Source organism: Paenibacillus sp. FSL K6-1217, assembly GCF_045040735.1.
In the GTDB taxonomy this organism is placed as follows: domain Bacteria; phylum Bacillota; class Bacilli; order Paenibacillales; family Paenibacillaceae; genus Paenibacillus_AQ.
In genome coordinates, this window is record NZ_CP150271.1 from 5031736 (window position 1) to 5045055 (window position 13320).

Genomic DNA, 13320 nt, shown 5'->3' on the forward strand with positions numbered 1-13320 from the left:
TACTTTTGTGTCAACCCGCATTGCAGTGTCGTCTGTTACATAGCCTTTTCAGCCACATCATGAACTAGATTTCTTATCCACCTGCGGGAGTAAATCCGGGCGTAGCCGAAGCCAAAGCGGACAACCTCCTCCAGTGAGATGACGAGATACACAAGGTAGACAGGCTGGTTCCAGATATAGGACAGCAGCAGCCCGGATGGGACACCTATCAGCCACGTTGTAGTCGATTCCAAGCTGAACACGAACTTACTGTCTCCCCCGCTGTTTAGAATTCCGCCAGCTATAATCATATTGGACACCTTGACCCAAAGAAATCCAGCAAACACGATAACGATATACATGCTCATGTGCTTAGCATCCTCGGAGATATTGAATGCAGAGACATACAGCTTCGAACCTGCCGCAATAATAACCCCGACAATCAGAGAGATAATGATGCCAAGGCGTATGAACCTTTTTGCGTGATCAAGCGCGAGTTCAGTTTCATTTGCACCCAAACGGTTACCAACCATTACTCCTGCTGCACTGGCCAGTCCCGATAATAAGCCGATGCAAAGACCCTGCAGCGGGAAGGTAATAGTCATCGCAGTCATTTCCGTTGACCCCATACGGCTATAAATGATCGCATATACCGTTTCGCCCAATACCCAGATCAATTCAGTCAGTAGCAGCGGATAGGTCGTTCCAAAAAACTTGCGAATGAGCGGTTTAGGAATGATGAACAAGTTCTTTAACCCGACAGCTCCCGGTAAACGATATCGGTACACGGCACCAATGATCAACAAGCATTCTAAGACCCTGGAAATAAGGGTAGCAATGGCCGCGCCCTTCAAACCAAGCGCAGGAGCGCCAAAATGGCCGTATATAAGTACGTAATTCAGTATAATATTCAAACCCACTGAGATTAAACTTACATACATCGGCCATTTGGCATGGCCCGTACTGCGCAAAATCGCGGAATACATCATCGTGAGCATAACAGGCACAAAGCCGATCGACATGACCTGAAGGAAAATGTACCCCTCATCTATTACATTCACGTCTGTAGTGAACAGGCTCAAAAAGAGCGGCGAATCCATAAAGACAGCCGCAGAGAACAGGAAAGAGGACGTGAATCCGGCGATCAGTCCGAGACCCAGCACTTGAGAGACGCTTTTGGAATCCTTGTTCCCCCAAAACTGGGCAGCATAAATGGATACACCCGTCGATAAACCGGCTAAGACAACCGCGATGATCCCGTATATTTTGGTAGATATGCCCACCGAGGCAATGGCCACATCTCCCAGCTGCCCGACCATCAATTGATCCGTCAAATTGAGCAGCGCCATCAGCAAGCTTTGAAGCGTAACGGGCACAGCGATTTTATACACACTTTTATAGAACTCTTTGTTCACTGACATGATTCGTACATAACCCCCATATTCTAGATTTTTCCATTAATCCATAGCCATTGCAGTCTATGACTTAGTGTGAGGTCATATCACCTTTTTGTAGCGCATGAGTGTGTAATTATCGTTTGGCTGAATTTCTACAACCTTGAACTTCTTCGCAAAGCTCAATTGCTGATACCCGTCTCCATCCACTAATGTAATGTTCGTGGAGCCGCCGATGATGATCGGGAGCTGCATCAGAATAATTTCATCAACGATATCCTGATTGAAAATATGCCAGTTCAAAAATCCGCCACCTTCGACCATCAGGCTGGTGATCCCGTAGTGTTCCTCTAACTGACGTTCAAGCTCCACAAAATCAACAGTATCCTTGCCGCAGATGAGGCACTCCTTCCCTCTTTCCCGGATCTGCTTGATCTTACCTTCATCCCGTCCTTTCTCGGTCGTGACAATAATCGTCTTTCCCTGATCCGAAAGCACATTGCAGTCCATCGGAATGTCCAGGGTGGTCGTCGGTATGATACGGATTGGATTTTTGTTCTCCTCATACCGATTCGTAAGAAATGGATTGTCGGTCAGGATTGTATTTTTACCAACCATAATGCCCTGCACATTCCCCCGGAATAGATGGATGAATTCCATATCCTCACTGGAAAATAAAGAAAAAAGCTCTTTACTCGAATTCCCGGCTCCCATCGTAAGCTTTCCGTCGATTGAAATTTGGCTGAATATCGTTGTTTTCATTTCTCTTCTCCCCATATCTGATTAGTTTTTTTATGCGCCCCAAGATGCTTGGAGGGTCTGTTCCATTTTTTTTAAGGCTTGTTCGGGATTGCTTAAGGGCAACTCAATCAGACCCGCATTTAGCGCCTCCCAGACGTGGATCATGAAGGGGTAAGTCGGCATCGGCCGTGTGTCGTCTAAAAGCGACAAAATCATTCTTTTATTAGGTGCAGCAGAAGCACTTAGGCGGTGTAGCACCTGCTCCTGAGCCGGAATTCTCTGCACGCCCTGAGTCCACAGGGTTTGGCATTCGTCACTCAGCATAAAACGCGTGAATGACAAAATATCTTCCCGCTCCTCCGTGGTTAATGAAAAATTCGGGTAGATCAGGCCGATGGAAGAAGACATAGATAGCGATTGCTGGCCTTCTATGACTGGAAGCTGGCAAACCTCAAGCCTATGGTTCATATGCTTGTCCAGATGGTTGTAAATCCACTCTCCACAAATAATAGCGCCGATCTTACCGTCAATGAACTGCTCTAGCAGTCCTGTAGAACCGTCGAGACTGACGAGTACGCCTTGATCCATCTTGTCGCGGATGAACTCAAGCGCTTGCTTCATTTCAGGGCTGACGATATTCGGCTTTCCATTCTGTACAGGCCAGCCACCGAAAGCTGTAAGGAACGGAATAAACCAATAGCCCTGTTGTAAATCCGCCCCAATGGGTACGATTCCTTGGGCGGTTAACCTCTCTGCTGCCTCTTCAAACACGCCCCATGTCGCCGGTGCACTGGGGTATATCTCCGGATTGTAATATACAACCAGATGATTGCCCCGCAAGACCGGGATACCATACTGGACACCCTCCATTTGCATCGTGGAAAGGGCCTCCTCAGTCAGCACATCTTCAAACAACCCGCCCGGAACCTCGGAGTAAAGACCATTGTCGACATAGGAGGACATATCGGCAGGAACCATCGCCAGATGCGGACCTTGGCGGGTATGTTTGATTCGGTTCAAGCGCGCAGTCAGTTCCGTAATGTTCATCACTTGTGGCGTAATTTGTACGCTGAAGCGCTCTGTATACAGCTTGCAAATCCCCTCCAGCACTTCAATCGAGGTATCTCCCGGACCGTCAAACTCATGCCATAGCACGATTTCCTTATTGTTCTTTTCCATTCGCAGCCTCTCTCCCTTTTCTAAAAATTGTTTATGAGCACTAGAGCCTGATTAGGCGCAAGCTGCAAGTAGTCGAACGCCTGACCTACGCTGCTACCCGTTAAAGAGCTATCCAGTGCTACGGTCAATGGGCATCGGCCGGGTACGGCCACGTTTAAATCGACTTGGCAGAAAGCATCGGCACTCAAGTTAAAGCAGCACAGCATCGTCTCATCCCCTTGCATATACCCGTATATAGCAGTACCTTCCGGGGATTGCGCCACGAAAAAGTTCTCCGGCTTCACGAGGTGATGCCAAGCTTTCTTAAATTCACTTAGCTCCGCCAGCAGCGGCAGCATGGGTGCAGGATTAGTCCAATTAATTTGCATGACATTAAAAAAAGCGCGGGAAATCTCCTCACCGTTCGTGTTGTCACCAAGACCACAGTTGAGGGGCTGCTCCTCATTCATTTCATAGCCCGTTGTCACGTAAGGAATTGCGTTCGGAAGAAATTGATTAAATACTGCGATCATCCGGGCAACCCCGACACCGCCACGGCTCGTGATCCGGGGAGTATCTGCCGTTTCTGCACAAGCAAACACATGAATATTCAATTCGGGCAGTTCCTCTAAGAATGAAACCAGGTTCTCCTTAGTAATCTCCGTCATAACGTTCCATCCGCTTCCAAGCATAATGTTGTAGCCCGTGTTCGCTGCCTTCCTGTGATTGCGGTTGAACAAGTCTTCACTGATCAGGAGTGCATTCGGATTCATCTCTTTAACCGTGTCAAAAATACGAGTCAACAACGGAATAGGAAGCACATGGCCGATGTCGATGCGAAAGCCGTCAATCCCATACTTTTCGAGATTAAAGCGTACTGCCTGCTCCAGAACGTCCCATAACTCCAAATTCGGCTCCTCTCCCGGGTAGTCATTGCATTTAATCGTATCAAAAAGGACATATGGCGCCTGACCCATGCTGATAAGATGTCTCACTTGCGGAGAGAAATCTTTATAGAGGCGCAAGAACGTAATGTCTGTCCAAATCGGCTGCACATCATTAATCCAATCCGAATGCGCCGGAGAGGTTGTTATTCCCATCTCTTGCTCCACCAAAGTTAATAGCTCGTCTCCATGATTAGCAGCTCTTTCTTTCAACTGCTGCCAAAGGCTGGGATGAAGTTCATTGGGCGGCGGTGAGAACTTCCGCAGAAATGCTGCGGTCTCCTGGCTGTGGTAGACCGTCTCCAAGTTGTCAGGCGTACACTCCTCAAAGAATCCAAGCTCAGGAATCGACGGCGGTGCAAAGCCTTCTAATTCCTCAAGCTTGATCCAGTACACCCATTCGGGATGCTCAGTAATGAATGCACTGTTTCTCGCCGTTACACGAGGAATGAAATCGACAACAGTCTTGATATCGAGCAAATGACAAGCTTCTACCAAAGCGCTAAGCTCATCGTGGATGGTGAACTCTTCCATACCGTCCAACAAGCTGTCATGCAGGTTCTGGTCCAAGTGGAATAACGATTGCACAGCGTAAGGTGACCCGATATCCCCCTTCAGATTTAACTTGCTGTACTGGTTTACTGGAAGCATATACAGAATATTGACGCCTATTTTCTTTAACAGCGGCAGAAGAATAAGGAATCTTAGAAAAGTGCCCGATTCGACTGTTCCGTCATGGTTGTAATCCCAGGCCGTCGAATAACGAATTAACGCAGAATAGATCGTGCTTTCGTCTAAATTCGTGCGTTCCTTGAGCAAATACCTCCAGGAAAGCTTGTCTACATACCTCAAATGCTCTGTCAAAAAATCATACGGATGCACACATATTTCACCGTCTTTTTCGAAGAGAATAGGCTTATAGCTGCACTCATTCCACACTGCAGGTATCCAAATCGGCTCTACCTCTCTGGCCTTGTGCATAGACAAGTAATCCTGAACAAGTCTAAATTTGTCTTCTTTGCCCATGAATAGATCCACCTCTCGCTAATTACAGCTCCACATTTAGGGAACAAAAACCGTCTTCACGGTATCACTCTCAACCACCTTCAAAGAATTCAATTCATAGCCGATCAACTCGTTTATTGCTGCTTCGTGCTGATTGAGCTTAACTTTTCTAGTCACCAGTTTCTCCAGTTCAGGTGTCTCAGCAGCAAACCGTATAGCTTCCTCGAACATGTAGCGGTATTCGCCCGCTGCGATAATTTTGATGGCCTGCTGTACGAATTTGGTAGGAGAAAAGGTGTACCGGTAATTCGCATTAATACCAAAAGGAACGATGCGGCCTCCACGCTCAATCCATTGCTCCGCCATTTCGAGCTGAGTGCCTACCGTGTCGATAATCACATCAAACTTATGCCCCGAGCAGATCTCGTCTACGGTAGCTTCATGTAATTGGGAAGGTGTCAGAGCATAATCTGAGATTTCTCTGGCAAAAGCCAGCCGGTAAGGATTAATCTCCGTCGCAACGGTAAGCGCCGCCTTGGATTTACTCACAATTTGACTTAGCAATCCCATCGGACCCGATCCAAGAATGAGCACCTTATCGTCTGCAGTGACATTAGCCTCTTTGAAATTGTGTAGCACACAGGCAAGAGGCTCGATCAAAACCCCTGTTTCCCAGCTCATATGATCAGGAAGTATGTGTGCAAACGTTTGTACAGTAGAGTAAAAAAAAGTGAATGTCCCATTTCGATTCAAACCTGCAATAGGCATCCCATTTCCATCGGTGCCCGTACAGAGGTGCGGCTGTTTCTTCAAGCAAAAATAACATTTCTCGCAGCTTTGATTCGGATCAATAACCACGCGGTCGCCTACCTTAACGCGGTCAACGTTGCTGCCGGTTTCAATTACGGTCCCTACAGCCTCATGACCGCGAATAACGCCTGGAACCCCCTCCTCTTTCCCCGTGATGACTGCTAAATCTGTTCCACATACACCCGTCATCTCAATCCGGATCTTGACTTCATCCGGTGCTGCAATTGTCGGCTCTTCCCATTCGCAGAGCTCCAGCTTATGATTCGATGTCCACACAAGCGCCTCCATACGCATTCTCCCTCCCCTTTCACTTCTTTACTATCCATATTCAACCAGAATATATCATAGCTACCACGCAAAAGTAAGGTGAATTTTGTCGAATAATGTTAATAAATACATTTTATATAAATCTACAATAGTAAGCGCTTTAATCTTTACATTCGGATAACATACCATAACAGCTCAAAGGGAGTGTTCGCACACTCCCTTTTTTTTGCCGTTCCTTAGGATAGGGAACTTACAGTAATGATGACGTTCCCCTTCTTATGTTTTTGTTCAACATAACGATGGGCATCGGGAATTTGTTCCAGCGAATAGCTTCTATCGATAACTGGCTTAATGTTACCAGCCTCAAGTTGCTCTTGTAGGAAGATAAGATCTTCAACGCGAGGCTTGTGTGACATATCCACACTCACATATTTCCCGTTCGTACGCAGTGCCTTTTTGAATGTCGATTTTTTGATTTTCGATATCGTTTTTCCAACGGCATCAAAGATCAAATCATAGCTTTCTTCATGCGCCATAAACTTCTGTTTCGTATAATCTATGACCCGATCGGCTCCTATAGATCTTACCAGCTCAAGATTAGCAGTACTGCATACCCCTGTTACATCTGCCCCATAAAATTTGGCAAGCTGGACCGCATAAGTTCCCACACTTCCAGAGGCTCCATAAATAAGCACCTTCATTCCGCTCGCGAGTTTCCCCTTCCTTAGAAAGTTCAACGCGGTGAGCCCCCCGACGGGAACAGCAGCAGCCTCCTCATAGCTCACATTGACCGGCTTCATGACCACCAGTCCATCTTCAGGCAGACATTTGTACTCGGCATATGCACCGAAGCTGAAACCACAAGACGCAAATATTTGATCGCCAATCTTAAAGCGTGTTACATTTTTGCCTGCGGCTTCAACTTCCCCGGCTAACTCAAACCCCAATATCGTTACCTTTTTGGGCTTTAAGAGACCATTGTACAATCTTGCAAGGAACGGATCTGCCTTTCGCATACGCCAGTCCCCCGCTGTTACCGTTGCCGCATAGATTCTGACAAGGACTTCGTTATCCTTCGGTGCGGGTTTCTCTAGCTCCTTCAGGTGAAGCACATCAGGCGAACCGTATTTGGCATATACCATTGCTCTCATCCTTTACCCCCTATCTATTTCCCACTTGGCTCCTCTGAATTTTCCCCGTAAAAGAATACCTCTTCGAGCGGCAAGTTAAAGGTGCGGGCAATACGAAAGGCCAACTCCAGTGAGGGGGAGTAATTTCCTTTTTCAAGAGCTACGATCGTTTGTCTGGTTACACCTGCCTTATCGGCCAGCTGCTGCTGAGTCATTTCATTAAGATCGAATCGTAATTTTCTGATGTAATTGCCAACAAGAACTTTGCCCATCTTAGACTCCTCTCCTGTAGTAATACAGTCTCGATATTGAACCGGTTACGTCTGACAGAAATCCAGCGACGATTAGGACGATGAACATTACCTTCAAAGGCTGGTCTATAACCAATGAGCCCATAGCCAGAAGGAAGCCGCTGACAAACATAGTAAATGAATTTCGGAAGGCCAACAAGTCGATGCGCTTATCCAGTTCGTCCGCGAATGCAGGTTCCTTTTCACCTGTCGTCATCCGGAAGATGATGTTAAAAACAATGCTGATCACGATATGTGCCGCGATGGAAACCAAGGTCAATACAAGAATGAAGGAACCCCAGTAATGGAAGGTTACTTTTGAATCCAACACTTCATTTGGATACTGCGGGTACCTGTACAGCAAATACACTGTAAAAATCAGTAGGGTGCTGATTAGCGATACGATGCTCTTCTTTTCCTGATAAGTCATGTATGACACCGCCTTTAGTATAGTTTACTAAACATAATGTATACCAAACCATACATCGTGTCAACTTTACCATACAAAAAAACCGTCTTATGTATGTTATGATCCTTTTCATCATACACAAGACGGTTTTTATGTAGTATCAGCCCTTCAAGAATTGCAACAAGGCATGGTTAAATTCCTTAGCGTGGGTAACATTGAATCCGTGGGGGCCGCCCTCAATTACAACTAACTGGCTACCTGCGATCCGCTCATGCGCTTTTTGACCACTGATCTCGACAGGAACGATCGCATCAGCATCCCCATGAAGAATTAGCGTCGGCAATTTGAATTTCTCAAGGTCCGCACGGAAATCGGTATAGCTGAATGCCGAGATGCAATCGAGCGTGCCTTTCGGCGACGCAAAAGCGGCAATATCGCGATTGTATAAGCGGAACGCTTCATTTACCAAGTCAGTTCTGTCCCCAGAGGCGAAGAAATTGGTTACAAACCCATCTAGGAACCCTAGACGATCCGCCTTTACCCCCTCTTGGAATCCTTTAATAGTCGCATCGTCAAATCCGCCGTCCGGGTTATCCGAGGATTTGTACAGATACGGAGGGACAGCACCGGCCAACACCGCTTTTGATATCCGATCCACTCCATAAGTACCAATGTAACGCGCTACTTCTCCTCCGCCCATGGAGAACCCGACCAAAGTCACATCGTGAAGATCCAGGTTCAACATCAACGCATGCAAATCCGCCGCGAATGTATCATAGTCGTATCCGTTCCACGGATGGGAAGACTGACCGAATCCACGGCGGTCATACGTGATCACCCGATAACCGGCTTCCACTAGTGCAGGCACTTGCTTCTCCCAGGACCTTCCACTGAGCGGCCAACCATGAATCAGCACAATTGGCTTCCCTGTTCCGACATCCTCATAATGAAGCTCAATTGAAGTTCCATTCTCCTGCCCAACCGTAACCTTTGCCATTTGTACATCCCTCCATTTTTTGTTTTACCGCTTCAGGGCTTCTACTACCCCTTTAATTGTTAAATATAGTTAAAATTTTTAACGTTGAGAATATAACAATTAATAGTCTAGCTGTCAACACCCCGGGAAAATGGATATTACGTATTTTATGAATACTGACTTATAGTCTTCTCCAGCAACTCTCTGACACATTCCTGCAACTCCCTTGGAGAGACCACCTTCACCTCCGGTCCGTATGCAAGCAGCTTCTGCGCCGTGAACGGGAACTCTTCCACAGGAATACAGCCGCGCCATTCCCTGTCCAGAACTGAAGCGAATATCCGGTCCGACTCCGCCAGCCTTACGCCCATATCCGTAAAATGTAATATGACTTCGGTGCTATCCCTGGTCTCCCCGGCCTTCATCCATGCTGCGAGCGTTGGAAGTGACTCCTCTATTCGGTGAGGCCCTTCCTCCATCTGCTCCATCCGATCGACCCGATACAGGCGAATCTCACCCTGCTTGCTGGCGGGCATATACCAATACCCTTGTTCATAATAGATCCCGAGCGGATAGACCTGCACATTCTTCTTGCCGCTGCGGGAATGATAAGCAAATGTAATCTCTCTCTTCTCCACGGCTGCACCTAACACCTGGGTCGTTAACGGCGCTGGGCGTATCGAAGAGTGCTGAAGAACGGCAAGATGCTGCTTCGAACGACTAATCAGATCCCGCACATCATCCGGCAATCCGGAATAATACTGATCTGCCAGTTGAGCCCGGATGATTCCATAGGGAAAGTCAGGAATATGCTCCAAATATTCAATCATCAGGAACAATCCCAACGCCTCGTGCTGTGTTAATTGAAGGGGTGGCAAAATCCGGTTCGGCAGCACCCGGTACCCCCCGTGGATGCCTACCTCCGAATACAGAGGGACCCCCATCTGCTGCAGATAATCCAGATCGCGCTGGATCGTCCTTAGCGATACTCCGAATCGTTCTGCCAGCTGGCGGGCCGTAAATTTGGTCCTTGAATCCAATGTCCGCATAATTTCCAGTCTTCGATTAATCAATGGCTTCACCTAACTACGTCATATTTTGTCATAGTTCAAGTGTATCATTGAATCTAGAAGGGAGCGATTAACAATGTCAAAACATAAAGTTGTGCTGTACATCGCTATGAGTCTGGATGGTTACATTGCAAGGCCCGATGGCTCTGTCGATTGGTTGTATGAAATCGAAGGAAATGGAGGGGATAACGGGTATAGTGAATTCTATGGAACAGTGGGAAGCGTAGTGATGGGGCGAAATACTTATGAAGAGGTGCTGAAGCTAGCCGATGAATTCCCCTATGCAGATAAACCGGCTTTTGTCCTTACGCGTTCCGGGCAACCGCCTGCGCCACATGTTGTTTTTACAGGCGAATCCATTGACCGGCTTATCCCCCGGTTACAACAAACCTCAGAAGGCAAGGTCTGGATTGTAGGCGGAGGATTACTTGTACAGAGTGTCCTGAAGCTTCAATTGCTGGACGAGCTCCAAATTGCGCTTATTCCCACCATTCTGGGAGAAGGCATTCCCTTATTCCCTGCCGGAACAGCGCCAGAGAATCTAACCTTAACTCATACCGAGAGAATGGGTCAGATCGTGATGCTTCATTATCAAACACTTGGGTCATAATCTCCATGATTGAGGGGTAGTTATGGTACGGCTCACCGTATCATCTCTAACAGCGAAATTAAAGAGCATTCGTGTGGGTGCCCTTTAATTGTCGTATAAATTCGAATTTCAACGTTGGTTGGAGTTCAATAAAACAGCGGCAGGCTAGGACTATGTCCTCAATTTGTTCTTCACCGCTTTAACCAAGCTCTCGATAAATTGGATAGGAAGGAGGGTATCCTGGGGATTCCCGGTAGCAGCCGAGTTCACGACGATCACTAGATTCAGGTCGGGTACGATGGTCAGATATTGGCCGGCATAACCCATACCGAAAACTGCCTTGTGCCCGCCGTACTGATTCATCCACCAATGGTGGCCATATTCGCCGAAAGACACATTTCCCTCCGAATGCCGAGAGGTCGATTCCCGGATCCATGCTTCCGAGACGATGCGCTTGCCATCCCATACGCCACGGTTAAGCACCAATTGGCCAATCTCGGCCAGATCCCTTGGCTTCATCTTCAGGCCGAAGCCCCCTGAATTGGAATCGTCCGGTGAACGGGGCCACTTCATGCTATCAATTCCGAGAGGACCCAACAGATGCTCCTTGGCAAAATCAAGTTCGGATTGCCCAGTCGTTTTCCTGAGAATCGCCGCCATTAATTGGGAACCGCCTGTATTGTAGTTCCATATTTCACCTGGCCTAGAATCCATCGGTTGGCTGAGTACAAATTGGTTCCAGTCCTTGGTCTCCGTCATAGGCTGGATCATATAATTCCAATCAGTCCATTCCGGGAAATGCAAGCCACTTGTCATGCTGAGCAAGTGCTCTAATGTAATGGATCTCTTATCGGGTGAATCGAACAACTCCTTATATTCAGGGAAAAATGGCTCTATCGGCTCATTTATTCCTTTCAGATAACCTTTGTCGATAGCTATCCCGATCAAGAGCGATGTCACGCTCTTGGTGATCGAGTTTATAGCCAGCTTGGTATCCGACATGCCATCCTTGTAATACTCGGAGACAATTGTGCCGTCCTTAACAACTAGCATGGAGAGAACCGGCGATTCCTTGGCATATTGCATCACTGCTTCGACTTCCTTGGGATCCATCTCAACCTGCTCTGGAGTGCTGATCGGCCACTCCCCGTTTGGCAAGTTGATCACCTTGGAGTTGCCGGGGGACAACGCAGGGGCTAAGGACTTTTCCGGAGAGCAAGCGGACGTGGTAAGGATCAGGCAAGCTGCCCCTGCCAACACGGCTAGCTTGGCATAACGAAATATTTCGGTCATACATGAACACACCCTTTAAGGTTATTCTTCTATCTTCCCTTATGGTAGTGTAATGGGCGTGGATCGTCTTCCAATTTCTTGCTACCCGATTAACAATTCTTGCTATAATAGAGATCGGATTTAATCAATAATGGGAATAAGGGAGGGCGGTGAAACGGATGGTGACAGCCAAAGCCTTGGAATTGGAATACCGCTACCGGGTCAACCATGTCGTCAACTACATGGAGGACCATCTTACGGATCCATTAACCCTTAAAGAAGTGTCGGACGTGGGCGCCTTTTCCCCCTTTCACTTCCATCGGGTGTTCAAAGCGGTGATGGGTGAGAACGTGCACGGGTTTACCCGGCGGATCCGCATCGAGAAGGCAATCAAGCTACTGTTGTTCCACCCAAACCGGAGCATAACTGATATCGCCTTGGATTGTGGTATGCAAACCCCGGCCCACTTTTGCAGAGTGTTCCGCGAGCATACCGGCCTGAGTGCTTCCGAATGCCGGGACAGGTTTCCTCTCCAGACGATTGCGGAACGGTTCAGGGCCCGGTTCACCTTTGAAAAGTCCACCGAACTGTCCCGCAAGCTGGCGGAACTCCCGATTGAGATTCGGAACCTTGCTCCAATGACTGCTATCTACGCCCGGTATAGGGGAACCATCAATGAAGGAAAAATCAATTCGGACATTACGGGGCTATTTGAGCGGGTAGCCTCCTGGTTGGACGCGAGAGAAGCACTAAAAAAAGGAAGTATGACGGTCGGACTCATCCTCGACGACCCTTTCATCACGCCGGACGGCAGACACAGGTATGACGCTTGCATTACAACGGAGCAACGGATGACGCCGACTGGCGATCTGGGCATCCGGACGATTCCTGGAGGCAAATACGCCATTGTGCGGATGACCGACAGACCGGATACGGTGAAAGATCTGCTGCACCTGGTCTCCATCGAGTGGCTTCCCCTAAGCCCGTATATATGGGACGTTTCACGTCCGGCCCTAGAGATTTACTTCCCCAACTCCCTTCACCATCCGGATGGACAGTGCGAAATGGAATTCGGCATCCCGATCAAACTAAATGAAGCAAGCTTCTGGTAGCTGAACACCCTCTCGTTCCACTGCCAGCAAGGACTTCACGTCAAACTGTTCCCCCTACTTATGATACGGTTCGTAACGGTTGGAATGGCAAGTTCCCGTTTCTCTTCAAAAGTTTTAAGGCCATCCTTTACGGGATGGCCTTGTATCATTTACCGGTTCAACTTTGACTTTATC

13 protein-coding genes are annotated in these 13320 nt (G+C 47.8%); 2 read left to right on the forward strand and 11 right to left on the reverse strand.

Annotation, left to right across the window (positions count from 1 at the left end; genetic code table 11):
• Window positions 1-35: 35 nt before the first annotated feature.
• The 10 genes from MHH28_RS22195 to MHH28_RS22240 form a co-directional block, all read right to left on the reverse strand.
• A complete protein-coding gene (locus MHH28_RS22195; protein ID WP_405105622.1) occupies window positions 36-1400 on the reverse strand; it encodes an MATE family efflux transporter in 1365 nt (454 codons plus the stop codon).
• A gap of 75 nt (window positions 1401-1475) precedes the next feature.
• Window positions 1476-2135, reverse strand: coding sequence for a dihydrofolate reductase family protein (locus tag MHH28_RS22200; protein ID WP_405105624.1), 660 nt, complete (start codon window positions 2133-2135; stop codon window positions 1476-1478).
• A gap of 30 nt (window positions 2136-2165) precedes the next feature.
• Complete coding sequence (locus tag MHH28_RS22205; protein ID WP_405105626.1) at window positions 2166-3293, reverse strand: extracellular solute-binding protein; 1128 nt, start codon at window positions 3291-3293, stop codon at window positions 2166-2168.
• A 20-nt stretch (window positions 3294-3313) separates the two neighbouring features.
• Window positions 3314-5242, reverse strand: a complete 1929-nt coding sequence (locus tag MHH28_RS22210) for an alpha-amylase (protein ID WP_405105628.1) — start codon at window positions 5240-5242, stop codon at window positions 3314-3316.
• A gap of 36 nt (window positions 5243-5278) precedes the next feature.
• The gene (locus MHH28_RS22215) at window positions 5279-6319 is read right to left on the reverse strand and encodes a zinc-binding dehydrogenase (protein ID WP_405105630.1); all 1041 of its coding nucleotides are present in this window, start codon (window positions 6317-6319) and stop codon (window positions 5279-5281) included.
• A 215-nt stretch (window positions 6320-6534) separates the two neighbouring features.
• Complete coding sequence (locus tag MHH28_RS22220) at window positions 6535-7449, reverse strand: NAD(P)-dependent alcohol dehydrogenase (RefSeq protein WP_405105632.1); 915 nt, start codon at window positions 7447-7449, stop codon at window positions 6535-6537.
• A 14-nt stretch (window positions 7450-7463) separates the two neighbouring features.
• The gene (locus MHH28_RS22225; protein WP_209987239.1) at window positions 7464-7700 is read right to left on the reverse strand and encodes a helix-turn-helix transcriptional regulator; all 237 of its coding nucleotides are present in this window, start codon (window positions 7698-7700) and stop codon (window positions 7464-7466) included.
• Between the two features lies 1 nt (window position 7701).
• The gene (locus MHH28_RS22230) at window positions 7702-8148 is read right to left on the reverse strand and encodes a hypothetical protein (RefSeq protein WP_405105634.1); all 447 of its coding nucleotides are present in this window, start codon (window positions 8146-8148) and stop codon (window positions 7702-7704) included.
• Window positions 8149-8287: 139 nt separating this feature from the next.
• On the reverse strand, window positions 8288-9124 hold the full coding sequence (locus tag MHH28_RS22235; RefSeq protein ID WP_405105636.1) for an alpha/beta fold hydrolase: 837 nt from the start codon (window positions 9122-9124) through the stop codon (window positions 8288-8290).
• A 146-nt stretch (window positions 9125-9270) separates the two neighbouring features.
• Window positions 9271-10185, reverse strand: a complete 915-nt coding sequence (locus MHH28_RS22240) for a helix-turn-helix transcriptional regulator (protein WP_405105638.1) — start codon at window positions 10183-10185, stop codon at window positions 9271-9273.
• A 64-nt stretch (window positions 10186-10249) separates the two neighbouring features.
• Here MHH28_RS22240 and MHH28_RS22245 point away from each other — a divergent pair, with 64 nt between their 5' ends.
• Window positions 10250-10783: a dihydrofolate reductase family protein gene (locus tag MHH28_RS22245; protein WP_405105640.1), complete on the forward strand. Its 534-nt coding sequence runs from the start codon at window positions 10250-10252 to the stop codon at window positions 10781-10783.
• Window positions 10784-10933: 150 nt separating this feature from the next.
• Here the strand turns inward: MHH28_RS22245 and MHH28_RS22250 are convergent, their stop codons facing one another.
• Window positions 10934-12055, reverse strand: a complete 1122-nt coding sequence (locus MHH28_RS22250; protein ID WP_405105641.1) for a serine hydrolase domain-containing protein — start codon at window positions 12053-12055, stop codon at window positions 10934-10936.
• Window positions 12056-12213: 158 nt separating this feature from the next.
• Between MHH28_RS22250 and MHH28_RS22255 the strand changes: the two genes are divergently transcribed.
• Window positions 12214-13146, forward strand: a complete 933-nt coding sequence (locus MHH28_RS22255; protein WP_405105643.1) for a GyrI-like domain-containing protein — start codon at window positions 12214-12216, stop codon at window positions 13144-13146.
• Window positions 13147-13320: the final 174 nt, after the last annotated feature.